The organism is Tatumella sp. JGM94, from assembly GCF_018257595.1.
GTDB lineage: Bacteria > Pseudomonadota > Gammaproteobacteria > Enterobacterales > Enterobacteriaceae > Tatumella > Tatumella punctata.
In genome coordinates this window covers 42,146-65,707 of sequence record NZ_JAERJN010000018.1, presented here as the reverse complement: position 1 = coordinate 65,707, position 23,562 = coordinate 42,146, and the positions used below count along the sequence as shown (strand labels likewise).

The following is a 23,562-nucleotide window of genomic DNA, read 5'->3' as shown; positions in this document are numbered from 1 at the left end:
TTAATAACCAGGTTGTTATGGATTCAGCAATCATTGCTGATGCGTCAATTACGAGTGCGAAAATCGGGGATTATATCTCCTCAAATAACTACGACTGGTCGGCAGGATCTACAGGGTGGCTGATCAGGAAAGACGGATACGCCATATTCAACAATGTAACGGTAAGGGGAACTGTTTATGCGAGTCAGGGGACTATTGATAATGTAACTATTGGGAAAAATTGCAACATCCAGGGAACGCTGAGCGCAAACAACATAGATGGCGATGTTTGCAAGATGTTTTATTTGCCGAAGGGGGGAACGGTAACAATCCCGGCAACATCCATCAATCGTGTTATTGCAATTCCTGCCATATATGCATATGCAATTAAGAATAGAAACTCAGGCGAAAGCAGCGTTGCAAGAGTGCAGATAAAAGTTGATGGAACGGTAAGGTACAAGGTTGAAGCGGACAGCAATGTATCAGCCAACTTCACCAACCTGCCGATTGATGTGAATATGCAATCATACTCCTTCACGCTGGCCGCAGGGCAATCATGTACTGTTGGATACGATGCTTATCAAACGGACGGACTTTTAACGAGACTGATGGATTATCTTATGGTAGTTGCTTCAAAGGCGTAATCGCACCTTTCGCAGACGGGTAAACTACTTCTACGTTTGTCCTTCGCCAGGCAGTATCCTTTCGACGGATACAAAAAAGCCCCGGACCGAAGTCTAGGGCTTTTTCTTACGTTCAGGAGCCGCGGCTCTTTTACGTATCCTTTCATGTCCCTTTACCGTCTGGCCGGTGTCCGGGTACAGTGGCTAGATGCTTGATTTCTCTCGCGTTGTCCGGTCACTGTCCAATCATGATTGGTGGAGCTGGCGGGAGTTGAACCCGCGTCCGAAATTACTACACCGTCGGCACTACATGCTTAGTCCAGTCTTTACATTCGCCTGCCAGCTGCGGATGGACACGCTACTGACAAACTAGCCTGATTAAGTTTAATGCTTCAACCCCAGGCAGGGTATCCACACGATCTCTTTTGGGTTTGACCTCTCTTGATCCCCGTCCTAAGAGCGGAGGCTAGGGAGAGAGGGCTCTCAGCAGGTTATTAAGCTGCTAAAGCGTAGTTTTCGTCGTTTGCGACTATTTTTTTGCGGCTTTTTACGAGGCCAACCGCCCCTCGGCATGCTCCTAGGGCTTCGCAAATCCCGTCGAATCCAGAATCAGCCCCAAGTACTGTCGGTTACTATATCAGGAAAAGCATAAGCTACACCAGTAGTTTAGCGATTTCCTTTTTTCATAATACGTGCTTTGTCTATTTTCCACTCACGTTCTCTGATGTCATCACGCTTGTCATGTTCTTTCTTACCTTTAGCAACACCAATTTTCAGTTTGCACCAGGCATTTTTCCAGTACAGGGAAAGAGCAACAATAGTGTAACCTTCGCGGTTTACACGACCGAAAATGGAATCCAGTTCGCGTTGCTTTAGCAGCAGCTTACGGTTACGGGTAGGATCACAGACCACATGGGTGGATGCACCGAGTAATGGCTGGAAGGTGGCACCAAACAGAAAGGCTTCACCGTCACGCAGCAAAATATAGCTTTCACTGATGTTGGCTTTGCCTGCACGCAGTGATTTGACTTCCCATCCTTGTAATGAGAGTCCGGCCTCGAATTCCTCTTCGATAAAGTATTCGTGGCGGGCACGTTTGTTCAGGGCAATGGTTGCAGAACCGGGTTTGTGAGCTTTTTTCTTAGTCATAATATCGCTTATTTTACACCACTTATGCGCAGAAACCATCCCCCGTGACGGGGGTAATAAGAAGCACATTCTAGCACGCCGGTAGCATGAAGACATTTTTGTTTAACTTCTGAAACTGGTATGATCGGTATGTTTTTTACTAAGCAGGAAGTGTTATGGCTCAGATTAGTCGTTCAGCGCTGGTTCCGTACAGCGCTGAAAAGATGTACCGGCTTGTTAATGATGTTGATGCGTATCCGCAGTTTTTGCCGGGTTGCACTGGTAGCCGGATCCTCGACAGCTCAGCAGATCAAATGACTGCTTCGGTGGATGTTTCTAAAGCCGGGATCAGTAAAACATTTACCACCCGCAACACACTGACCGATAATCAGCGTATTCATATGCAGCTGGTCGATGGCCCGTTTCGTAAACTGACCGGTGGCTGGTTGTTTGTGCCCCTGGGTGATGATGCCTGTAAAGTTGAGTTAAGCCTCGACTTTGAATTTACCAATATGCTGGTAGAAATGGCGTTTGGCCGGGTGTTTAAAGAGCTGGCAAACAGTATGGTGCAGGCCTTTAGTTTGCGGGCGAAAGAGGTATACCGTGGCTGATATTCAGGTTGAAGTCGTTTATGCGTTACCGGAAAAACAGTATCTGCGTACCGTTACTGTGCCAGAGGGCTGTACGGTAGAGCAGGCGATAGAAACTTCCGAGCTGACCACATTACGTAAAGACATTAATCTGGCAGAAAATAAAGTCGGTATCTTTAGTCGCACGGTAAAATTACAGGACGTTGTATCGCCCGGAGATCGGGTTGAAATCTACCGTCCGCTACTGGCCGATCCTAAAGAGCTGCGCCGCCAGCGGGCTGAACGCTCAGCCAATGCAAATAAGAAATAATATCGGCGGGTTACTATGCTGTTCAGGGACAAAAAAGCGCAGTCGGTACTGCGCTTTTTTTATTAATCTGAAAGGGTTTCGGATTAATTTTTTGTCAGTGCCGGTTTGTTGACGATATTCGTCAGTGTCCCGTTACTGTCAAACGTCAGGGTCAGGGTTTGCTGGGTGACCGGCTCATGGCCTGGCTCGCGACGGAACACATAGAACCAGACGTTGCTGCCAAAAGGATCACGCATCATCGGAGTACCGAGAGTATAGGCAACCTGTTGCTGTGTCATGCCCGTATGAAGCTTACTGACATCACTCGCAACCAGGTAGTTACCCTGGTTAATATCCGGACGATAAACAACCCGTTCAAGAGTTGAGCAACCTGCAGTTGTCATCAACATTACTACTGCAGCAGCAGCCAGTATTTTACTGCGCATGTATACATTCCTTTTTCGGACACTTGTGCCTGTGCAAGGCGGTTTTTGCCATCAACGATGAATTCTGCCTGTAACAGGTTTGTTTCGTCCGGCGAGATAAGATATCGATAATAATAGACCTTTCGCCAGATGGAAACCTTTGCAGAGTATGCATATGACTTCCGATAAAGAAAAAAGTGCCAAATCAGGCGGCTAAAAGTTCTTTAGCATTCGCTAAGGTATTACGTGTGACTTCACTTCCCCCCAGCAAACGGGCTAATTCATGCAGCCTTGCGGGTTTATCCAGTAACCGCATCTGGGTTTCGGTCATTGTTCCGTCGGTTATTTTACTGATAAAGAAATGAGAATGACCACAACCTGCGACCTGCGGCAGGTGTGTTACACACATCACCTGGGTTGATTCCCCTAACTGACGTAACATTTTTCCGACAATGGCGGCTGTCGGGCCGCTGATCCCTACATCGACTTCATCGAATATCATGGCCGGAGTTTCCATTTTTTTCGCGGTAATTACCTGAATAGCCAGGGAAATACGAGACATTTCTCCGCCGGAAGCGACCTTTGCTAAGGGCTGTAATGGCTGACCGGGGTTGGTACTGACACGGAACTCAACATAATCGGCCCCTTCGGGGGTCAGGCGGTCTTCACGGAAGCTGACATCAATAACAAATTTACCGTGCTGCATCGATAACTGGTGAACAGACTCGGTTATTTTTGCCGACAGTTCCGCTGCAAAGTGGCACCGTTGCTGATGCATTTGTCGTGCAGTGTCCAGAGCTGCCTGATGATACTGGCTGACTTGCTGGCTGAGCAGTTCCAGGTCTTCATCGTGAGATTCCAGCTGCTGATATTCTGTCAGTAACTGTTGATGTAAATCCGGCAGGTTTTCCGGAGACACATGGTGCTTCCGTGCCAGCGAAATCTGCCGCGATATACGTTGCTCCAGCTCCTGAAGCCGGTTAGGGTCAAGGTCGATCCGCTCGCAATAATGACGTAATTCATCACCGGCCTCACTGATCAGAATGGCGGCGTCTTCCAGCATATTCAATACCGGAAGCAGACTGTCATCCATCGAAATTAGCTCGCTTACCATCTGACGGGAACTGTGCATCAGCGATTGCAGGGTAACATCATCGCTGTCTGATACTATCTGCGAAGCCTGCTGGCTGACGGTCAGACGCTGACCACTGTTTGCCAGCCGCTTGTATTCATTGTCTGCGCCTTCATATTCTCCGGCGGCCGGCGCAAAGCTGTTCAGTTCTTTTAGCTGGTACTGTAACAGTTCACGGCGTGATTCACGCTCCTGGGTTTGCTGCTGAAGTGCAGCAAGTGCACGGCAGGCCGAGTGCCATTGCTGATAATTGTGGCGCATTTGCACGGCTAACGGTGTCGGATCAGTATAAGCATCCAGTAAATGGCGCTGGTGTTCCGGCTTAAGTAACAGCTGATGGGCGTGCTGCCCGTGGATCTGAATCAGTCGCTGTCCGAGCTCTCTCAGCTGTGAAAGTGGCACCGCAGTGCCGTTAATAAACCCCCGAGACCGGCCATCGGCGTTGATGACCCGGCGCAACAGACATTCGTCATTGTCGTCGAGATGATTCTCCGTCAGCCACTGGCGGGCTGAGGATGATGACTGCAGGCGAAAACGGGCGCAGATATCAGCCCGCGCAGCACCCGGACGGACCATGTCGGCTTCTGCTCTGGTGCCCAGACACAGGCTGAGCGCATCAATCGCAATTGATTTACCGGCACCGGTTTCGCCGGTGATGGCGGTCATTCCCTGTTGGAAGTCGATATCCAGTTCACGAACAATTGCAAAATTACTGATGGTCAGTTGTGCCAGCATAGTATTCACCTGTATGTAAAAACATGACTGTTTTTTTGTACAGTATAATCAGCTTTTTTATACAGTAAAGAGACGCTACGCAATTTTTAAAATAATTTTTTTGACCACCCGAGTTTTGTGCTCAGTGTATTGAAATAGTTATAGTTTTTGGGGTGGATTAAATCAAGGTGTTGCGGACTGCGCTTGATCAGTACTTCTTCCCCCTCCTGGATGGGCAGGGCTATCTGGCTGTCACAACTGATTTCCAGGTCACTGCGCATGGCTGAAAACCGCAGATGAATAATGCTGCTGCTGTTAATTACCAGTGGCCGGGCCGACAGGGTATGAGGGAACATTGGTACCACGCTGATGGCCTCCAGTCCCGGTGTAAGGATGGGACCACCGGCCGACAGAGAGTAAGCCGTTGAGCCGGTGGGGGTGGCGATAATCAGTCCGTCCGAACGCTGTGAGAAGGCAAAGTTATTATCGATATAAACTTCGAATTCAATCATATGGGCGACTTTACCCGGGTGAAGCACAATCTCATTAATGGCAGTTGCTATGCGCGGATCTCCTCCGGGGGCGGAGACTCTGGCTTCCAGCAGAAAACGCTGTTCGGTAAAGAAATTCCCCTGCAGTACGTCGGCTAATTGCTGGCGAGCGTTTTCCGGGTCAAGATCAGTAAGAAACCCAAGGTTACCGCGGTTGACGCCGATAACTTTAATATCATAACGGGACAGCACCCGTGCAGCTCCCAGCATATTGCCATCCCCGCCAATAACCACTGCCAGGTCGGCCAGCTGGCCAATCTCTGCCAGGGTTCCGGTGTTGACCTGCTGCAGTTTCAGTTCTGCCGCAATTTGTTGTTCCACGATAACCCGGTAGCCTTCTCCGGTCAGCCAGTGGCACAGCATTTCATGGGTGGCGAGAGCATTCGGATGCCGCGGATGGCCGACAATTCCAATGCATTTAAAAAAAGTGTTCATTTGCGGTAATTCCTCTAACCAAAACATCAGTCAATATGACAGAGTCCCTTGAATCCGTAATTTTGATCCCCATAATAAGCTCACCGGCGATATGAATATTGAAAACGCGGAGATTTTCATGAGCAGCAAAGAACAGAATACCCCTAACGAGCACTTTTCAGAAGAGCAGTCGGCAGAACAACAGGCCACCGCAGAGAATGCAGGCACAGCCGATCCCCGTGATGAGCGTATTGCTCAGCTGGAAGCGGAGCTGGCAACGTTAAGTACCGGAGTACGCGATGCCCAGTTACGTGCGCAGGCTGAAGTGGAAAATATTCGCCGTCGTACCGAACTGGATGTCGAAAAAGCCCATAAATTTGCGCTGGAAAAATTTTCTAACGAACTGTTGCCAGTGATCGACAGCCTGGAGCGCGCATTACAGGTCGCTGATAAAAGTAACCCTGAATTAGCGTCAATGATTGAAGGTATCGAGCTGACCCTGAAATCGTTGTTAGATGCGGTTCGTAAATTCGGTGTGGAAGTGGTGGGGGAAACTCACGTACCTTTCAACCCGGATGTACATCAGGCTATGTCGATGGTCGAGTCTGAAGATGTGGCCCCGAATCATGTACTGATGGTGATGCAAAACGGTTATACCCTGAATGGCCGCCTGTTGCGTCCTGCGATGGTGGCTGTGTCTAAAGCGAAAGCATAATCATCCTCTGTTACCGATGAATATACTTTTGCTGGCAGGTTATCGGGGCCGGAAAATGGCCCGCTAAGCTGGCGTTGTCCTGCCCGGGGTCAGGGGCAGGACATTTATTCAGGGTAACTCCGGCATCCAGTTAATGCCTGTACGTCCTGACTGTTCCAGTAAGCTATTCGCCTGAGAAAACGGTTTACTGCCAAAAAAACCGCGGTGGGCTGATAACGGTGACGGGTGTGGTGCCTGCAATACATGGTGGCGCTGGCGATCAATAATACGGCCTTTTTTCTGCGCATGGGCGCCCCACAGTAAAAATATAACCCCCTCACGATGCTGATTTATCAGTGAAATAACCTGATCTGTAAACTGTTCCCAGCCCAGTCGGGCATGAGAATGGGCTTTTCCTGCTTCGACAGTTAAAACCGTGTTCAGCAGCAGTACCCCCTGAGTTGCCCAGCTTGCCAGGTAACCATGGTTTGGCCGCGTAAAGCCTTCAATATCCTGTTCCAGTTCTTTGTACATATTCAGTAATGAAGGTGGTGTTGCTACCCCCGGCAGTACAGAAAATGCGAGGCCATGTGCCTGACCCGCACCGTGATAAGGATCCTGACCGAGAATAACTACTTTCACCTGATGCAGTTCGGTTAACCGGAAGGCATTAAATACATCCTTTTGCGGCGGATAGACGGTGACACCCTGGCGGCGTCTTTCTTCCACGCTATTCAGAGTCTGAATAAAGTAATCCTGTTGCTTTTCGGCTGCCAGTACATCATGCCACGTCAGTGTCGTTGTCATTTTTTTACTCCTGAGTATTCCCGGCCAGCTTAACCATTTTCTCTTTCAGGTAAAGCCTTAAAATTAATTTGAAAAATTGCGAGTATAATTTACGTAAGAAACCGTTTTATATCATAAGGTTATATTTGATCTCTGGTTTTTTTTGACTGAGGTCAAGGAAGCAGGTCTGGTTATTTGTTATACAGTGAGCATGTTGTTGATCCAGACGGATTCTTTTAAATGACCGTTTCTTTCCCGGGAGGAAAAATATGATTAACGGAATTCAAATCACGAAAACCAGTAATAAAGCGCTGCTTAACTCTTTCTGGTTACTTGATGAAGAAAACGCCGAAGCACGTTGTTTGTGTGCGAAAGGTGATTATCAGGCTGATCAGCTGGTCTCTTTACAGGAGCTGGGTGATATTGAGTATCGTGAAATTCCTTTAGAAGTAAAACCGCAGGTACGTGTTGAAGGTGGCCAGCATTTGAATGTAAATGTTTTACGCCGCGAAACTCTTGAAGATGCTGTTAAGCATCCGGAAAAATATCCGCAGCTGACTATCCGTGTATCAGGCTATGCCGTACGTTTTAATGCTCTGACACCGGAACAACAGCGTGATGTTATTACCCGTACTTTTACCGAAAGCCTGTAATTTGATCATCCGGTATTAGCGGGGCACTTTGTGCCCCGTTTTTATTTATAACGTATTGATATTTTTTATAAATAAAAATATTTATCTGATTTTTGATTGTCAGAATTTTTTCTTCGGGTAACAGGGTAAAAAACGACTGTTTACAGTGATAAAAATCGCCCCGCAGGGGCGACTTTTATACGGTGGTGATGGATTTTTAATCCGGAGACTGTTCCGGCTTCTGAGAGGCTGCGGTGACTGATGATTTGCGGCGCTTACCGATATTTTTAGTATCGCGGTGACGCTGTTTTACCCGCGGTTTATCCGCCTCAGCTCTCTTTTTCTCTTTACGTTTTTCCAGCTGTCTTTTTGACGGCTTTTTCGGACCAGTGGCTGAAGGTGCACGGGTTTTTGGCCGCAGTTCATCAATGGTTCTGATTTTTAACGGCTCATTCAGATAACGACCAATTTTAATCAGCAGTTCGTTATCATGAGCTTCAACCAGTGACAAAGCGGTACCTTTCTTTCCGGCCCGGCCGGTGCGGCCAATCCGGTGCAGATAGATATCAGCAGTGCGCGGCAGATCGAAGTTAATCACCAAAGTGACATCATCAATATCAATACCACGTGCAGCAACATCGGTGGCGACCAGCACGTTCACCCGGCCTTCGGTCAGTCGTTTGATGGCTTCATTACGCTTAGCCTGTACCATCTCACCTTCAAGATAGCTGCAACGGATATCAGCCTGACGCAACCACTCAGCCACTTCGTGCAGGCGCTCGCGCTTACGCACAAACACAATCGCCCGGCTGGCTTCTGGTTTTTTCAGCAGGTGGATCAGTAGTCTGGTTTTATGTTCCAGGTCATCAGCACGGTAATACCATTGCTGAATTTTTTTACGTTCACGGCGGCTGGGATCGGATTCAACGGTAACCGGTTCATTCAGTATCCGCTCAGCAAAATCTTCGATATGCTCCCCTTCCAGGGTAGCCGAGAACAATAATGTCTGCTTACGCCAGCGCGTTTCCCCGGCGATGGTTTCAATGTCCTGGGCGAAGCCCATATCCAGCATGCGATCGGCTTCATCCAGGATCAGTGTTTCTACTGCGCGGCAATCGAAGTTCTCTTCTTTAATATATTGCAGCAGCCTGCCGGTGGTCGCGACAACAATGTCCTGATTAGTACTGAATACTTCAGCATGGTTCATATACGCCACACCGCCGGTAATGGTGGAAATATCCAGGTGGGTATATTTCGCCAGTTCACGGGCCTGTTCAGCAACCTGCATTGCCAGTTCACGTGTCGGTGTCAGGATCAGGATACGCGGAGGACCTGACTTTTTACGGGGAAAGTCGAGCAGATGTTGTAATGCGGGCAGTAAATAGGCCGCTGTTTTTCCGGTACCTGTCGGTGCTGAACCCAGGACATCACGTCCATCCAGTGCGGGTGGAATTGCCTCTGCCTGTATAGCAGTGGGACGTGTGTAATTTTTATCCTGCAGTGCATTAAGCAGGCTTTCATCAAGTTCAAGTTCGGAAAATGTGGTTACAGTCATGGTCTACCTCTGTTTGGGGCGCTGATTATAGACACTTCGGGCGCATTCTTCATCTGTTGTCTGCTTTCTGATGACCGCTAAATGATGTTTATCCCCTTCAGGCCGGCCACAGACCATGATTTTCACGGCAATATTTATGGCAGGGAGGTACACTTAGCGGTCTTATTCAGTGTCACAACATAATGCAGGACAGGATAAATGCCGGTTGCGCCCAGTTTCAGAAAAAATGGTTTTACCTTCCGACAATTTTTCGTCGCCCATGATCAGTGTGGCATGAAAGTCAGCACCGACGGTATTATTTTAGGTGCCAGTACACCGCTGCCTGATGATGGCCGGGTTCTGGATATTGGCAGTGGCAGTGGCCTGATCTCCCTGATGCTGGCGCAACGTATTGCTGCGCAAGGTATCAGGCCACAAATCGATGCGGTTGAGATTGAGCCATCGGCGGTGACTCAGTCCAGACAGAATATTGCCGAATCACCGTGGCCGGAAGCAATTTGCGTGCATCATGCGGATATCCTGACGTGGGAACCACAGATAACGCAACCTTACGCAGTGATTGTCAGTAACCCGCCATTTTTTAGTCCCGGTGTCAGTTGCCGTTCTTCAACACGACAGACCGCCCGCTACACTACCACCCTGACTCACCTGGCGCTGCTGCAAAGTGCACAGCAGCATATTACGCCACAGGGCATATTTTGTGTCATTTTGCCGGCCAGTGAAGGGCAGGCATTTATTAAACTGGCGCAACATGAAGGCTGGCGATTACGTACCCGGGTACATATTTGTGAATACGCCGACCGACAACCGCACCGGATTCTGGCTTTTTTGTCCTTACAAAACGGCGGCTGTACGGAGCAGCAATTGATTATCCGTGATCCTTCAGCGGAGTATTCTGCCGGTTACCGGCAACTGACAGGGGATTTTTATTTATCGGCCCGCAGTCAGCCATCATCAGCATAGCGGGTCAGCGCTTATGGTTAATACCGCCATCACCGGGAATGGTGTAATGAGCCTTTCCGGCGGCGGGGCCGGTCATTTTCTGCCGTGTTTCGGACAATGAACGTCAGGTAAAATAAGTGCTGCCGGACCAACGGTTCGCAGTGTGGTTTGTTTTACCGGGCCGGGCTCTGAATTAGAGATGAAAAGCTGAGTGTGATCAGGTAACCTGCCAGTAATATTACCTTTGCTCACTTATAATGGGCTGTGAAGGACTTAGTTTATCAGTAACACAAGGCCCGGATGACAGATGATAATGCAGCTTACTGGCTCTGTTATCCGGAAAACCCAGGGAATGATGAACTTTCTTTAAAGTATCTGCTCTAAGTCACCGCTTGCTCCGATTTTGTGAGATGTTGCTGGTGGTTTATTGGATGTAGAACATATTTTGTGGGGATATTACCTCGGATGAGCGAGCAGTTAACAGATCAGGTTCTTGTTGAGCGCGTCCAGAAAGGAGATCAAAAGTCATTTAACTTACTGGTGATCCGATACCAGCATAAAGTGGCGAGCCTTGTGTCGCGTTATGTACCGTCAGGGGATGTTCCGGACGTTGTGCAGGAGTCATTTATCAAAGCCTATCGTGCCCTTGAGTCATTCCGTGGCGATAGTGCTTTCTATACCTGGTTATACCGTATTGCTGTCAACACAGCGAAAAACTACCTGGTAGCTCAGGGACGCCGGCCACCATCCAGTGATGTGGATGCGGCAGATGCAGAAAATTTCGAAAGTGCAGGGGCATTAAAAGAAATTTCGAACCCTGAGAATTTAATGTTGTCAGACGAATTGAAACAAATTGTCTTTAGAACGATAGAAACATTACCTGAGGACTTGCGGATGGCAATTACTCTCCGGGAGCTTGATGGCCTGAGCTACGAAGAGATTGCTGAGATTATGGACTGTCCGGTAGGAACTGTACGTTCACGGATTTTCCGGGCCCGCGAGGCTATTGATAACAAAGTTCAACCGCTGATCCAGCGCTAGTGACAGCGGCTACTTGAAAGGTAAAAGGCATGCAGAAAGAACAACTTTCCGCTTTAATGGATGGTGAAATATTAGATCAGTCATTGATTGCTTCGCTGGCTAAAGATGCAGAGTTGCAGCAGCACTGGGCTGATTATCATCTTATCCGTGATACGATGCGTGGCGATGTCGGAACAGTGGTTCATTTTGATATCTCGGCCCGTGTTGCAGAAGCTATTGCGCAGGAACCGGCCCGTAATGTGACCTCGCTGATTCCGGAAGCCCAGCCGGTTCCTTCACGCTGGCGTAAAATGCCGTTTTTCGGCAAAAATCACCCGTGGATGGCACAACTGGCTCAGGTGGGTGTGGCAGCCTGTGTTTCTCTGGCGGTTATTGTCGGGGTGCAGCACTATGGTAATTCGCCGACAGGCACCAGCAATGCGGCTGACACCTCAGATACCCCGGCATTTAATACCCTGCCGATGATGGGTAAAGCGTCTCCGGTAAGTCTGGGTGTCCCTTCAGATATCTTTGATGCGGGCAATGCTTCGCAGCAGGTTCAGGACCAGCGCCGCAGAGTTAATGCGATGCTGCAGGACTATGAACTGCAACGCCGTCTGAATAATGACCAGTTCGAGTCGGGTGCTCCTGAACAGGCACAGATCAATGTGCCGGGTAATCAGTCTCTGGGTATTCAGTAGCAGTAATGAAAAAAACGTTTCGTCTGATAGCTACTCTGGCTGGTAGCTTACTTTTTTCATTTGCCACCTCAGCGCAGGAGTCTGCGTCTGAGGCATTGCTGGAAAAGATGGAACAAGCCAGCGCCAGTCTTAATTACGAACTCGCCTATATCAATGTTTCCCGGCAGGGGATTGAATCACTGCGTTATCGTCATGCGCTGGTTTCCGGACAGACTTATGCCCAGATGCTGCAAATGGATGGCCCGCGGCGTGAAATTATCCAGCGCGGTAACAATATCAGCTATTTTGAATCTGGTTTAGAGCCCTTTACCTTACCCGGAGAGCACATCATTGATGGTCTGCCTTCGGTACTGTATGCCGATTTTAGCCGGTTACACGATTTCTATGATTTTATTCCGGTTGGCCGTTCGCGGGTGGCCGATCAGATGTGTGATGTAGTGCGGGTTGTCTCTCATGATGGTTCCCGCTACAGCTATGTCATCTGGCTGGATGTTGATACCTCCCTGCCATTACGCGTTGACCTGCTGGACCAGGACGGTGAGACTATCGAGCAGTTCCAGGTGATCAGTTTTGCGGTGGATAACGGTATCAGCCGCATGATGCAGGCGCTGAAAGACACCAGTCTGCCGCCGGTTATCTCTTTGCCGGCAGGGGAGAAGGTTAATTTTTCCTGGAAGCCCGCATGGCTGCCCGCCGGTATGCAAATGATTTCTCAGACCCGCCGTCAAATCCCGAATATCGGGAAAGCTTTCGAAACCCGGCTTTACTCTGATGGTTTATTTACCTTTACCATTAATGTGACTGATGCAGATAAATACAGCCTGAATCAGACATTGCGCACTGGACGACGTACCATTCAGGTGGAAATACGTAATAATAAAGAAATAAGTGTTGTTGGCGAACTTCCTCCGGCAACCGCGAAACGTATTGCGGATAGTGTTGATACAGGTAACTGACTATGATGAGAGAATGGGCAACGGTTGCTAGCTGGGAAAACGGGATAGCGACACTGCATACTGAGGCTAAAACCTCCTGTAATAGCTGTACGGCCCGCAAAGGCTGTGGCAGCCATTTACTGAATAAACTTGGGCCTGCAGATGCCGAAGTTATGCAGATTGCCAGTAAACAGCCACTACAGCCGGGCCAGCGTATTGAGTTAGGCATCCGCGAAAGCAGTCTGCTGGGCTCTGCGCTGTTAGTCTATATGACTCCGCTACTGGGGCTGTTTATGCTTGCCGGATTGTTTCAGATGCTCTTTCATTCGGATCTCGCCTCGGCCAGTGGCGCATTGCTTGGCGGCGTGGGTGGTTTTATTTTGTCTAAAGGCATCTCGGCGCTGATCGGTGATAAAGAAGCTTTTCAGCCAGTGATCCTCAGTATTGCTTTGCCACCTGATACATTACGTTTTGAAAACGTAAAGAGTGAGTAACCCTGGCCGGACAATGTCCGGCCTTTTTCACACCTGAATTTACCTTTCTCTGTAGCAATTACACCGGGTTACCGGCTTTCGTAGCGGCCCTTAACAGTGTAATATGCCTCCTCATTAATGAGGCTGACTCAATACGAGTAACGAGTGATGTTACTTATCATCTCTGTGCCCGGGTATTCAACAGACGTTTTTACGCGAAGATATTCATATAAATGAAGCATATAAGAAACTTTTCCATTATAGCGCACATCGATCACGGCAAATCTACGCTTTCCGATCGCCTGATTCAGACCTGCGGCGGGCTGACCGATCGTGAAATGGCTGCTCAGGTTCTGGATTCAATGGAACTGGAACGTGAACGCGGTATTACCATTAAAGCACAGAGTGTGACGCTGGATTATAAAGCGACGGATGGTCAGACCTATCAGCTGAATTTCATCGATACTCCGGGACACGTCGACTTTTCTTATGAAGTTTCCCGGTCACTGGCGGCCTGTGAAGGGGCATTGCTGGTGGTGGATGCAGGGCAGGGGGTTGAAGCCCAGACCCTGGCCAACTGCTATACGGCCATGGAAATGGACCTCGAAGTCGTTCCGGTACTGAATAAAATTGACCTGCCGGCAGCCGATCCTGACCGTGTGGCTCAGGAAATTGAAGATATTGTTGGGATTGATGCAACAGATGCAGTGCGCTGCTCGGCAAAAACCGGTATCGGTGTGCCAGATGTGCTGGAACGTCTGGTCCGTGATATCCCGGCCCCGGAAGGTGATCCTGAAGGCCCGTTGCAGGCACTGATTATCGACTCATGGTTTGATAACTACCTGGGCGTAGTGTCACTGGTGCGGATTAAAAACGGCACCCTGCGCAAAGGTGAGAAAATTAAGGTAATGAGTACCGGACAGGTCTATAACGCTGATCGGTTAGGTATCTTTACACCGAAGCGGGTTGACCGCGACTCCCTGGGGTGTGGCGAAGTTGGCTGGCTGGTGTGTGCGATTAAAGACATTTTAGGTGCACCGGTAGGTGATACCCTGACCAGCGCCCGCAATCCGGCGGATAAAGCGTTACCGGGCTTTAAAAAAGTGAAGCCACAGGTATATGCGGGTCTGTTCCCTGTCAGTTCTGATGATTATGAATCATTCCGTGATGCGCTGGGTAAACTCAGCCTGAATGATGCATCGCTGTTCTATGAGCCGGAGAGCTCTACGGCACTGGGCTTTGGATTCCGTTGTGGTTTCCTCGGTCTGCTGCATATGGAAATTATCCAGGAACGTCTGGAGCGTGAGTATGATCTCGACCTGATCACTACCGCCCCGACCGTGGTTTACCAGGTACAGACCACAGACGGTGAAACTGTTTATGTGGACAGCCCTTCCAAGCTGCCACCTCTGAATAATATTGAAGAATTACGCGAACCTATTGCTGAGTGTCATATGCTGGTACCGCAGGAGTATCTGGGTAACGTCATTACACTTTGTATTGAGAAACGCGGCGTGCAAACCAATATGGTTTATCATGGAAACCAGATTGCATTAACCTATGAAATCCCGATGGCTGAAGTTGTTCTGGATTTCTTTGACCGGCTGAAGTCGACGTCGCGGGGTTATGCATCTCTGGATTATAATTTTAAACGATTCCAGGCCTCTGACATGGTACGTGTCGATGTTCTGATTAACTCAGAACGTGTTGATGCGTTAGCACTGATTACCCATCGTGATAATTCGCAATATCGCGGACGTGAACTGGTGGAAAAGATGAAAGATCTGATCCCGCGTCAGCAGTTTGATATTGCGATTCAGGCTGCGATTGGTAACCACATTATTGCCCGTTCGACAGTGAAACAATTACGTAAAAACGTACTCGCCAAGTGTTATGGCGGTGACGTAAGCCGTAAGAAAAAGCTGTTGCAGAAACAGAAAGACGGTAAAAAACGTATGAAGCAGGTGGGCAACGTAGAGTTACCACAGGAAGCGTTTTTAGCCATTCTTCATGTGGGCAAGGACAATAAATAAGGACCTGGCATGGCAAATATGTTCGCGTTGATTCTGGCGTTAGCGACCTTAATCACCGGAATCATCTGGTGCATTGATAAATTTGTGTGGGCGCCGGCCCGCCGCAGGAAGCAGCAACAGGCTCAGGAACAGGCGGGTAATACGCTGGATAAAACAGCCCTGAGCGCTGTTGACCGTAAACCGGGCTGGATTGAAACCTCTGTATCGGTATTCCCGGTATTATTTGTGGTTTTCATTGTGCGCTCATTTATTTTTGAGCCATTTCAGATTCCGTCGGCATCCATGATGCCGACCTTACTGATCGGTGATTTTATTCTGGTCGAAAAGTTTGCCTACGGACTGAAAGATCCGATTACCCAGACAACGCTGATCCCGACCGGCCACCCGAAACGTGGTGACGTGGTGGTGTTTAAATATCCGAAAGATCCCAGTGTCGACTATATTAAGCGTGTGATTGGTTTACCTGGTGATAAGGTGGTATTTGACCCTTACAGTAAAACCCTCTCCATCACTCCGGGCTGTGGTTTTGGCCATTGTGGTAATCCGGTCCCTGTGACCTACAGTGATATGGAACCGAGTAACTTTGTGCAGACCTTCAGTGGTTTTGACGGTAATGAAGTCGGTAACGGATTCTATCAGCTACCGCTGGATCAAAGTATGCAGGGCGGACTGCGCCTTGGGATCCGCAAAGAAACCCTTGGTGATGTCACCCATAATATTTTACTGGTTAATGAAGCACAGAGTCCGGTCAGTTCCTATTACCAGCAGCCAGGTCAGCCCCCGGCAACATGGGTTGTACCTGCCGGTGAGTACTTTATGATGGGCGACAACCGCGACAACAGTGCTGACAGCCGTTACTGGGGATTTGTTCCTGAGAAGAACCTGGTGGGTAAAGCCGTTGCCATCTGGATGAGCTTCAAAAAACAGGAAGGCCAGTGGCCGACAGGTGTACGCCTGAGCCGTATTGGTGGCATCCATTAATACTAATGTGGGCCCGCATTTGCGGGCCTTGTTTCTCAAACCTGGCCGGCAGGCCACTGCACACTAAACAGAGAGTGCTGTATCAGCCCTGTTTCGTGTGCAGAGCAACAGACGTAAGATAAGAGCTGGAAACGCATGAACCCCATCCTGATGACTAAGCTCCAGAGGAAACTGGGCTATACTTTTTCACAAGCAGATTTACTGCAGCAGGCATTAACGCATCGCAGTGCAAGCAGCAAACACAATGAGCGGCTGGAATTTCTCGGAGATTCAATACTCAGCTATGTGATTGCTAATGCTTTATATCACCGCTTCCCGCGCGTGGATGAAGGGGACATGAGCCGGATGCGTGCTACCCTGGTGCGCGGTAATACTCTGGCGGAGATGGCCCGCGAGTTTGAACTGGGCGAGTGTCTGCGCCTTGGTCCGGGAGAACTGAAAAGTGGCGGTTTCCGCCGCGAGTCAATTCTGGCCGATACTGTTGAAGCGTTGATTGGCGGGATTTTTCTCGACAGCGATATACAGCAAATAGAACAACTGATCCTCAAATGGTATCAGAGTCGCCTGGAATCAATCAGTCCGGGTGATAAACAAAAAGACCCGAAAACGCGCCTGCAGGAATTTCTACAGGGCCGTCATTTACCGTTACCTTCCTATCTGGTAGTACAGGTACGCGGTGAAGCACATGACCAGGAATTTACTATTCATTGTCAGGTGAGCGGGATGGATGATGCGGTGGTTGGTGTTGGTTCCAGCCGCCGCAAAGCAGAACAGGCAGCCGCAGAACAGGCGCTGACTAAGTTAGGAATTGAATGAGCGAACAAGCACCCCATTGCGGTTTTATCGCAATTGTAGGCCGGCCAAATGTCGGTAAATCTACCTTACTGAACCAGTTACTGGGTCAGAAAATTTCTATTACCTCGCGTAAGCCACAAACCACGCGACACCGTATCATGGGTATTGATACCCGGGACAATTATCAGGCTATTTATGTTGATACCCCCGGCCTGCATATGGAAGAAAAAAGGGCGATTAACCGCCTGATGAACCGTGCAGCCAGTAGTTCTATCGGGGATGTGGAACTGATTATCTTTGTCGTGGAAGGAACCCGCTGGACAGATGATGACGAAATGGTGCTGGGTAAACTGAAAGCAGGCAAAGTACCGGTAGTCCTGGCGATCAACAAGATTGATAACCTGCAGGATAAATCTATTTTACTGCCGCATATTCAGATGCTGAGCCAGAAAATGGATTTCCTGGATGTGGTCCCCATGTGTGCTGAAGACGGGAATAATGTCGATGCGATTGCCGCTATCGTGCACAAACGCCTGCCGGAAGCAGATCACCATTTTCCTGAAGACTATGTGACCGACCGTTCTCAGCGCTTTATGGCCTCAGAGATCATCCGTGAAAAACTGATGCGTTTTCTGGGGGCTGAACTGCCTTACTCAGTAACGGTCGAAATCGAGCAGTTTGTGAATAACGAACGCGGCGGTTACGATATCCATGGTCTGATTCTGGTCGAGCGGGAAGGCCAGAAAAAAATGGTGATCGGTAATAAAGGTTCCAGAATTAAAACTATCGGCATTGAAGCCCGCAGAGATATGGAACAGATGTTTGAAGTTAAAGTGCATCTGGAACTGTGGGTTAAAGTGAAATCCGGCTGGGCGGACGATGAACGTGCGTTACGCAGCCTGGGTTATACTGACGACCTTTAACCAATGGAAGGCTGGCAACGCGCATTTGTACTGCATAGTCGCCCGTACAGCGAAACCAGCCTGTTACTGGATCTGTTCAGCGAAAGCGAAGGCCGGGTCCGGGTGCTGGCAAAAGGCGCCCGTTCCAAACGTTCGCAACTGAAAGGTACCTTACAGCCTTTTACGCCGTTACTGGTTCGCTGGTCCGGTAAAGGTGATATCAGAACCCTCCGCAGTGCCGAAGCCATTTCGCTGGCACTGCCGCTCAGTGGTACGTATCTGTACTGCGGTTTATACGTCAATGAATTGCTTTCCCGTATGCTGGGACAGGAAATTCCCTTCTCCGAACTGTTTTTCGACTATCTGCACTGTATTCAGGGGCTGGCTGCGGCCACCGGATCGGCTGAGCCCGTATTACGTCGTTTCGAACTGGCGGTGCTGGGGCATCTTGGTTACGGGGTCGACTTTTTACATTGCGCCGGCAGTGGCGAACCTGTCAGTGAAACAATGACTTACAGTTACCGGGACGAAAAAGGTTTTATCGCCAGCCTGGTAGTGACCCAGCGCAGTTTCACCGGCCGGCATTTGCTGGCACTTTATGCGCGTGATTTTCCGGACGGCGATACCCTGAAAGCAGCAAAACGTTTTACACGTATAGCCTTAAAGCCTTATCTTGGTGGTAAACCATTAAAGAGCCAGGAATTATTCCGGCAATTTACGTTGCCCGCCGGGACAGTAGCGCCAGACAAACAGTGATCAGGGAGCTCCTGAACCCGCCGGGTGCCATTATTCAGACTGAGGATTGTCATGAAGGAATTATTATTAGGGGTCAATATTGACCATATCGCCACCTTACGTAATGCCAGAGGCACATGCTATCCGGATCCGGTGCAGGCCGCCTTTATTGCTGAGCAGGCCGGCGCTGATGGGATCACAGTTCATTTACGCGAAGACCGCCGCCATATTACTGACCGTGATATTCGTTTGCTGCGTGAAACTATCCAGACACGGATGAATCTGGAAATGGCTGTCACCGAAGAGATGTTAAACATTGCCTGTGAGACACGTCCGCATTTTTGTTGTCTGGTGCCGGAAAACCGCCGTGAAGTGACCACCGAAGGCGGGCTGGATGTGGCAGGGCAGCAGCAAAAACTCAATGCCGCCGTCAAGCGCCTCAGTGAGGCCGGTATTCTGGTGTCCCTGTTTATTGATGCAGATCGCCGGCAGATTGACGCAGCGGTTACTGCCGGGGCACCGTTTATCGAGATTCATACGGGGGCTTATGCGGAAGCTGCGCAGGGGCCGGCTCAGGATGCTGAACTTGAACGTATTCGTGAAGCCGCGCAATATGCCGTCTCCCGCGGTCTGAAAGTCAATGCCGGTCACGGACTGACTTACCATAATGTCTTACCGGTTGCGGCGATACCAGAGATCTATGAGTTGAATATCGGCCATTCTGTTATCGGCAAGGCAGTGATCACCGGCCTGGCCGGGGCAGTAGGTGAAATGAAAACCCTGCTCAGAGAATCGCGTCGTTAATGGCTATTCTCGGGCTGGGTACTGATATTGTTGAGATTGAACGCATTGAGCAGGTGATTGGCCGGTCCGGTGACCGGCTGGCTCGCCGGGTACTGACTGATTTCGAATGGCAGCAATATCAGCAACACCATCAGCCGGTGCGTTTTCTGGCGAAACGGTTTGCAGTAAAAGAAGCCGTTGCCAAAGCGTTTGGCACCGGAATCCGCGGCGGGCTGGCTTTCAACCAGTTTGAAGTGTTCAATGATGCGCTGGGTAAACCCTGTCTGCGTTTTTTTGGTCAGGCCAGTGCACTGGCAGAAAATCTGGGCGTTCGCCATGTGCATGTTACCCTGGCGGATGAACGTCGTTATGCCTGCGCGACGGTAATCCTGGAAAACTGATTCCGCTGACTCAGGCAGAGTGCCACAGGGTCACAAACTTTTCCCATAATGCTTCGGTGGTTTCTGTCTGCTGCGGATCGGTGATAATAGTATTATTGATCGGGCAGACACTCTGGCAGGTCGGTGCGTCGTAATGACCCACACATTCGGTGCAGCGATCGGCATCAATCTGATAGATGGTATCCCCCATTGAAATCGCCTGGTTAGGGCATTCGGGTTCGCACATATCACAATTTATACAGCGCGTAGTTATCAGTAATGCCACTTCGGTTATCTGCCTTATACCATTTTTCATCACAACCGGGGTTTCTGTGGTTAGCTCCGGCGACAGCGTTATCCCACACTAAAAGGCGGGTTAATGGCGCGCACTTTACCACAGAAGCGGTTAAAGCCCAATAATGCCTGCGGTGATGTTCTTCGCAAGGCGGGGATCAATCCGCAGCCTATGAGTGGTACCCGGTATATCCGGCATTGTGGTGATATCTGCTACAGTCAGGATACGGTGAGTATCGGCAGAGCTCTGAAGAGTCATAAATAATGAAAAAAGCACAACAACGGGTGGTGTTTTTCGATCTTGATGGCACGCTCCATAAACAGGATTTATTCGGCAGTTATCTGCGCTATTGCCTTGTCCGGCAACCGTTAAATCTGTTGCCGCTATTGTTGCTGATACCGCTTATTGCCGGCGGGTTACTGGTCTGTGGCCGGGCCTCACGCTGGCCTGTCAGCCTGTTACTCTGGTCGGTGACTGTCGGGCACAGTGAAGCATTTTTACAGCGGCAGCAACAGGCGTTTTGTCGCTGGTTCCGGCCACGGGTGATCCCGTTTCCGGATGTGCACCGGCGGCTTAATCACTATCTTCAGGCAACGGATACCAGTGTCTGGTTAATTACCGGGTCGCCGGTGACGCTGGTGGAAAGTGTGTATCATCAGTCCTCTTTTTTACCCGCGGTAAATATTATCGGTTCACAGATGCGACGCAGTCTCGGAGGGCGGGTACTGACTCTGCGCTGTATTGGTAAAGAAAAAGTCAGGCAGCTGGAACGGCAACTGGGCAGCCCGCTGCGGCTTTACAGCGGTTACAGTGACAGTCGTCAGGATAATCCGTTAATGGCCTGCTGCAGTCATCGCTGGCGTGTCACCGCCCGCGGAGAGATTGAACCGCTCGGCGAAGGGTGAACGACAATACTCCGGCCGGAGGACCGCGACCGCTGCTACGCATTCATCAGTGATCCCGGTATAATGCGCCGCGAAAATATTAACCGGGGATAAAGTGTTGACCGAAAAAAATGATGAGTACTGGATGCGTTACGCATTATCGCTGGCAAAGCGGGCTCAGGATAATAATGAAGTTCCGGTCGGTGCGGTCCTGGTGTCTCAGGGGGCGCTGATTGCCGAAGGCTGGAACCATCCTGTGGCATCACATGATCCGACAGCACATGCTGAAATCATGGCGCTGCGTAATGGCGGGCGGGCACTGAACAATTATCGCTTACTCGACACAACGCTGTATGTCACCCTTGAGCCCTGCGTAATGTGTGCCGGGGCGATGGTACACAGCCGTATCTCCAGGCTGGTATTCGGTGCCAGTGATGGGAAAACCGGGGCTGCGGGGTCTTTACTGGATGTGCCCGGTCACCCGGGGATGAATCACCGGATAGAGGTTACCGGAGGGGTACTGGCTGACGAATGTGCCAGCCAGTTAAGTGATTTTTTCCGCCTGCGTCGTGCACAAAAAAAAGCGCTGCGCCAGGCGCAGCGGGAAAATCAGTCACTTAGTTCATAGCAATTTGTGGTTCAGCCGGTGTTATAGGATCGGATTCCGGCATAACCGGCGGTTTCTGCTGCATTTCCTGCAGGTATCCGACCAGGCTGATATTGTATTTACGGATATTTTCCACGTAATTATAGGCTTCATTGCCGCGGGCAAAGCCGTAAGTTGTCTGGCTGTAATAACGTTTCTGAGCCAGCAGCGGTAACCGGGTTTTGACATCGGCCCAGCTATCGGGATTGCCCCCCTGCTTCATGGTGAGTTTTCGGGCATCCATCATATGGGCATAACCGATATTATAGGCAGTCAGGGCGAACCAGATACGCTCATCTGAAGGGATAGTTTCCGGCATTTTATCCATCAGATTTTGCAGATACTGGCTGCCACCGCGAATACTTTCGGCAGCATCCAGCCGGTCACTGACCTCCAGACTGTCGGCCGTATTACGGGTGAGCATCATCATCCCCCGGACGCCGGTCGGTGATGTGGCCCGCGGATCCCAGTGTGACTCCTGATAAGCAATCGCTGCCAGCAAACGCCAGTCTATCTGGCTGGCATATTTTTTGAACAGTGGCTGCAGGGAAGGCAGGGTACTGTCAATCGCCCGTAAAAATGTCCGGGTATCAACATAGTCAAAGCTTCCCGTATGGCCAAAATATTTTTCATCCAGCCGCGCCAGAGTACCTTCTTCATTTAAACGGTTATAAAAATCAAGCAGGGCAGCATTCAGGCTATCATCAGCAGATTTTGCCATATACCAGTTCACGGGAGTCTCACTGGTGACATCAAACGCGACAGCCAGTTTCGGGTGAATACGTTGCATCATACCGATGGTCGCCGAATCACCGATGGTATAGTCCAGTTTGCCTGAGGCTACCTGTTCCAGCACTGCCTGAGGACTGAGTTTCTTCTCTATGCTCCAGTCAAGTTGCGGGTATTGATCTGCTTTTGCCGCTTTAAGGGTCGGAATAAACGCTGACTCTGAAGGCACGGCCAGTGTACCTCGCAGATCACCCAGATTTTTAGGCCGTGGCCGGTCGACGCGGTAGACCAGTTGTTGCGTGGTCGTATAGTAGGCCGGTCCGCTACGGTAGTTTTGCTGGCGGTGGCTGTCCCAGGCCAGACCCGCAGCCAGTAAATCCGCCTGGTGATTGTTCAGATCATCAAACAGGCTTTCAATATTCGGGCGTACAGTGACCTCCAGCTTCACGCCCAGATAGTCTGCAAAGCGTTTGGCCAGTTCGTAATCCATTCCCGTAGGATCTTTATTTATCTTTTGCCAGGTCAGTGACGAATTTATGGTGCTGATACGTAATACTCCGCGCGATTTTATTTGCGACAGAGTGTCTTGTGAACCTGAATGCCAGGGTATCGCAGGCCATAAAGCTATTGCCAGTAATAGAGTGACAAGACCGATCAAAAGATAATTAAACTTTAAGTATTTCAAAGTATTATCTCATTAATCAGCGCCGGGTTCAGCCTTTTGGCAGGATGTTAAACACAGGAATAGTACCCCGACGCGGAGAGCATTTTGAGCAACAAAAAGGCAAAGAGCAACTTTTATAGCAAGAAATGTTT

The 23,562-nt window shown here is 49.7% G+C and carries 27 protein-coding genes, 1 other RNA gene and 1 pseudogene; 20 read left to right on the top strand and 9 right to left on the bottom strand.

Going from position 1 to position 23,562, the window contains the following annotated elements; translation table 11 throughout:
• Positions 1–623, top strand: a pseudogene (locus JK216_RS13375) (DUF3672 domain-containing protein); the annotation flags it as partial.
• A 232-nt stretch (positions 624–855) separates the two neighbouring features.
• Here the strand turns inward: JK216_RS13375 and ssrA are convergent.
• Positions 856–1,219, bottom strand: a transfer-messenger RNA (tmRNA) gene (gene ssrA, locus JK216_RS13370).
• A gap of 49 nt (positions 1,220–1,268) precedes the next feature.
• Entirely contained in the window at positions 1,269–1,751 is a 483-nt protein-coding gene (gene smpB, locus JK216_RS13365) for an SsrA-binding protein SmpB (RefSeq protein WP_212708117.1), read from the bottom strand.
• Positions 1,752–1,906: 155 nt separating this feature from the next.
• Between smpB and JK216_RS13360 the strand changes: the two genes are divergently transcribed.
• Both JK216_RS13360 and JK216_RS13355 read left to right on the top strand, forming a co-directional pair.
• On the top strand, positions 1,907–2,341 hold the full coding sequence (locus JK216_RS13360; RefSeq protein ID WP_212708116.1) for a type II toxin-antitoxin system RatA family toxin: 435 nt from the start codon (positions 1,907–1,909) through the stop codon (positions 2,339–2,341).
• Positions 2,334–2,630 carry an RnfH family protein gene (locus JK216_RS13355; RefSeq protein WP_212711960.1) on the top strand — a complete coding sequence of 99 codons (297 nt, stop codon included), beginning with the start codon at positions 2,334–2,336 and terminating at the stop codon, positions 2,628–2,630. Before JK216_RS13360 ends, JK216_RS13355 begins: the two co-directional genes overlap by 8 nt.
• Before the next feature lie 83 nt (positions 2,631–2,713).
• On the opposite strand, the gene bamE is transcribed toward JK216_RS13355, so the two are convergent.
• The 3 genes from bamE to nadK form a co-directional block, all read right to left on the bottom strand.
• Positions 2,714–3,055 (bottom strand): outer membrane protein assembly factor BamE, encoded by a 342-nt coding sequence (bamE, locus tag JK216_RS13350; protein WP_212711959.1) that lies wholly within the window; start codon positions 3,053–3,055, stop codon positions 2,714–2,716.
• Between the two features lie 184 nt (positions 3,056–3,239).
• Entirely contained in the window at positions 3,240–4,901 is a 1,662-nt protein-coding gene (gene recN, locus JK216_RS13345; RefSeq protein ID WP_212708113.1) for a DNA repair protein RecN, read from the bottom strand.
• Positions 4,902–4,987: 86 nt separating this feature from the next.
• The gene (gene nadK, locus JK216_RS13340; RefSeq protein WP_212708112.1) at positions 4,988–5,866 is read right to left on the bottom strand and encodes an NAD(+) kinase; all 879 of its coding nucleotides are present in this window, start codon (positions 5,864–5,866) and stop codon (positions 4,988–4,990) included.
• Between the two features lie 118 nt (positions 5,867–5,984).
• Between nadK and grpE the strand changes: the two genes are divergently transcribed.
• Positions 5,985–6,560 carry a nucleotide exchange factor GrpE gene (grpE, locus tag JK216_RS13335; RefSeq protein WP_212708111.1) on the top strand — a complete coding sequence of 192 codons (576 nt, stop codon included), beginning with the start codon at positions 5,985–5,987 and terminating at the stop codon, positions 6,558–6,560.
• Positions 6,561–6,668: 108 nt separating this feature from the next.
• On the opposite strand, the gene ung is transcribed toward grpE, so the two are convergent.
• Positions 6,669–7,346: a uracil-DNA glycosylase gene (gene ung / locus JK216_RS13330; protein ID WP_212708110.1), complete on the bottom strand. Its 678-nt coding sequence runs from the start codon at positions 7,344–7,346 to the stop codon at positions 6,669–6,671.
• 248 nt (positions 7,347–7,594) lie between these two features.
• Here ung and grcA point away from each other — a divergent pair, with 248 nt between their 5' ends.
• Positions 7,595–7,978, top strand: a complete 384-nt coding sequence (gene grcA, locus JK216_RS13325) for an autonomous glycyl radical cofactor GrcA (protein WP_212708109.1) — start codon at positions 7,595–7,597, stop codon at positions 7,976–7,978.
• 196 nt (positions 7,979–8,174) lie between these two features.
• Here grcA and srmB read toward each other — a convergent pair whose 3' ends face one another.
• On the bottom strand, positions 8,175–9,512 hold the full coding sequence (gene srmB, locus JK216_RS13320; RefSeq protein ID WP_212711958.1) for an ATP-dependent RNA helicase SrmB: 1,338 nt from the start codon (positions 9,510–9,512) through the stop codon (positions 8,175–8,177).
• Between the two features lie 198 nt (positions 9,513–9,710).
• On the opposite strand from srmB, the gene JK216_RS13315 reads away from it, so the two are divergent.
• The 12 genes from JK216_RS13315 to acpS all read left to right on the top strand — a co-directional run bounded on the left by JK216_RS13315 (position 9,711) and on the right by acpS (position 20,213).
• Complete coding sequence (locus JK216_RS13315; RefSeq protein WP_212708107.1) at positions 9,711–10,475, top strand: methyltransferase; 765 nt, start codon at positions 9,711–9,713, stop codon at positions 10,473–10,475.
• Between the two features lie 444 nt (positions 10,476–10,919).
• Entirely contained in the window at positions 10,920–11,495 is a 576-nt protein-coding gene (rpoE, locus tag JK216_RS13310; protein ID WP_212708106.1) for an RNA polymerase sigma factor RpoE, read from the top strand.
• A gap of 29 nt (positions 11,496–11,524) precedes the next feature.
• A complete protein-coding gene (gene rseA, locus JK216_RS13305) occupies positions 11,525–12,175 on the top strand; it encodes an anti-sigma-E factor RseA (RefSeq protein ID WP_212708105.1) in 651 nt (216 codons plus the stop codon).
• A 5-nt stretch (positions 12,176–12,180) separates the two neighbouring features.
• Positions 12,181–13,131: a sigma-E factor regulatory protein RseB gene (gene rseB / locus JK216_RS13300; RefSeq protein WP_212710734.1), complete on the top strand. Its 951-nt coding sequence runs from the start codon at positions 12,181–12,183 to the stop codon at positions 13,129–13,131.
• Positions 13,132–13,133: 2 nt separating this feature from the next.
• A complete protein-coding gene (gene rseC / locus JK216_RS13295) occupies positions 13,134–13,604 on the top strand; it encodes a SoxR-reducing system protein RseC (protein WP_212708103.1) in 471 nt (156 codons plus the stop codon).
• Between the two features lie 212 nt (positions 13,605–13,816).
• Positions 13,817–15,616: a translation elongation factor 4 gene (gene lepA, locus JK216_RS13290; RefSeq protein ID WP_212708102.1), complete on the top strand. Its 1,800-nt coding sequence runs from the start codon at positions 13,817–13,819 to the stop codon at positions 15,614–15,616.
• 9 nt (positions 15,617–15,625) lie between these two features.
• Positions 15,626–16,597, top strand: coding sequence for a signal peptidase I (gene lepB / locus JK216_RS13285; RefSeq protein WP_212708101.1), 972 nt, complete (start codon positions 15,626–15,628; stop codon positions 16,595–16,597).
• A 135-nt stretch (positions 16,598–16,732) separates the two neighbouring features.
• On the top strand, positions 16,733–17,413 hold the full coding sequence (gene rnc / locus JK216_RS13280) for a ribonuclease III (protein WP_212708100.1): 681 nt from the start codon (positions 16,733–16,735) through the stop codon (positions 17,411–17,413).
• A complete protein-coding gene (era, locus tag JK216_RS13275; protein ID WP_212708099.1) occupies positions 17,410–18,315 on the top strand; it encodes a GTPase Era in 906 nt (301 codons plus the stop codon). The genes rnc and era overlap by 4 nt, the downstream gene beginning before the upstream one ends.
• A 3-nt stretch (positions 18,316–18,318) precedes the next feature.
• Entirely contained in the window at positions 18,319–19,050 is a 732-nt protein-coding gene (recO, locus tag JK216_RS13270; RefSeq protein WP_212711957.1) for a DNA repair protein RecO, read from the top strand.
• A gap of 51 nt (positions 19,051–19,101) precedes the next feature.
• Entirely contained in the window at positions 19,102–19,833 is a 732-nt protein-coding gene (gene pdxJ / locus JK216_RS13265) for a pyridoxine 5'-phosphate synthase (protein WP_212711956.1), read from the top strand.
• Positions 19,833–20,213 carry a holo-ACP synthase gene (gene acpS, locus JK216_RS13260; protein ID WP_212708096.1) on the top strand — a complete coding sequence of 127 codons (381 nt, stop codon included), beginning with the start codon at positions 19,833–19,835 and terminating at the stop codon, positions 20,211–20,213. Before pdxJ ends, acpS begins: the two co-directional genes overlap by 1 nt.
• Positions 20,214–20,223: 10 nt before the next feature.
• Here the strand turns inward: acpS and JK216_RS13255 are convergent, their stop codons facing one another.
• Positions 20,224–20,478: a YfhL family 4Fe-4S dicluster ferredoxin gene (locus tag JK216_RS13255; protein WP_212711965.1), complete on the bottom strand. Its 255-nt coding sequence runs from the start codon at positions 20,476–20,478 to the stop codon at positions 20,224–20,226.
• A 93-nt stretch (positions 20,479–20,571) separates the two neighbouring features.
• On the opposite strand from JK216_RS13255, the gene JK216_RS13250 reads away from it, so the two are divergent.
• The 3 genes from JK216_RS13250 to tadA all read left to right on the top strand — a co-directional run bounded on the left by JK216_RS13250 (position 20,572) and on the right by tadA (position 21,999).
• A complete protein-coding gene (locus tag JK216_RS13250) occupies positions 20,572–20,751 on the top strand; it encodes a hypothetical protein (protein ID WP_212711955.1) in 180 nt (59 codons plus the stop codon).
• A complete protein-coding gene (gene yfhb / locus JK216_RS13245; RefSeq protein ID WP_212708094.1) occupies positions 20,751–21,392 on the top strand; it encodes a phosphatidylglycerophosphatase C in 642 nt (213 codons plus the stop codon). The genes JK216_RS13250 and yfhb overlap by 1 nt, the downstream gene beginning before the upstream one ends.
• A 97-nt stretch (positions 21,393–21,489) precedes the next feature.
• Positions 21,490–21,999 carry a tRNA adenosine(34) deaminase TadA gene (tadA, locus tag JK216_RS13240; protein WP_212711964.1) on the top strand — a complete coding sequence of 170 codons (510 nt, stop codon included), beginning with the start codon at positions 21,490–21,492 and terminating at the stop codon, positions 21,997–21,999.
• Here tadA and mltF read toward each other — a convergent pair.
• Positions 21,989–23,431, bottom strand: coding sequence for a membrane-bound lytic murein transglycosylase MltF (mltF, locus tag JK216_RS13235; RefSeq protein ID WP_212711954.1), 1,443 nt, complete (start codon positions 23,429–23,431; stop codon positions 21,989–21,991). The two genes, tadA and mltF, sit on opposite strands and share 11 nt — an antisense overlap.
• Positions 23,432–23,562 lie beyond the last annotated feature (131 nt).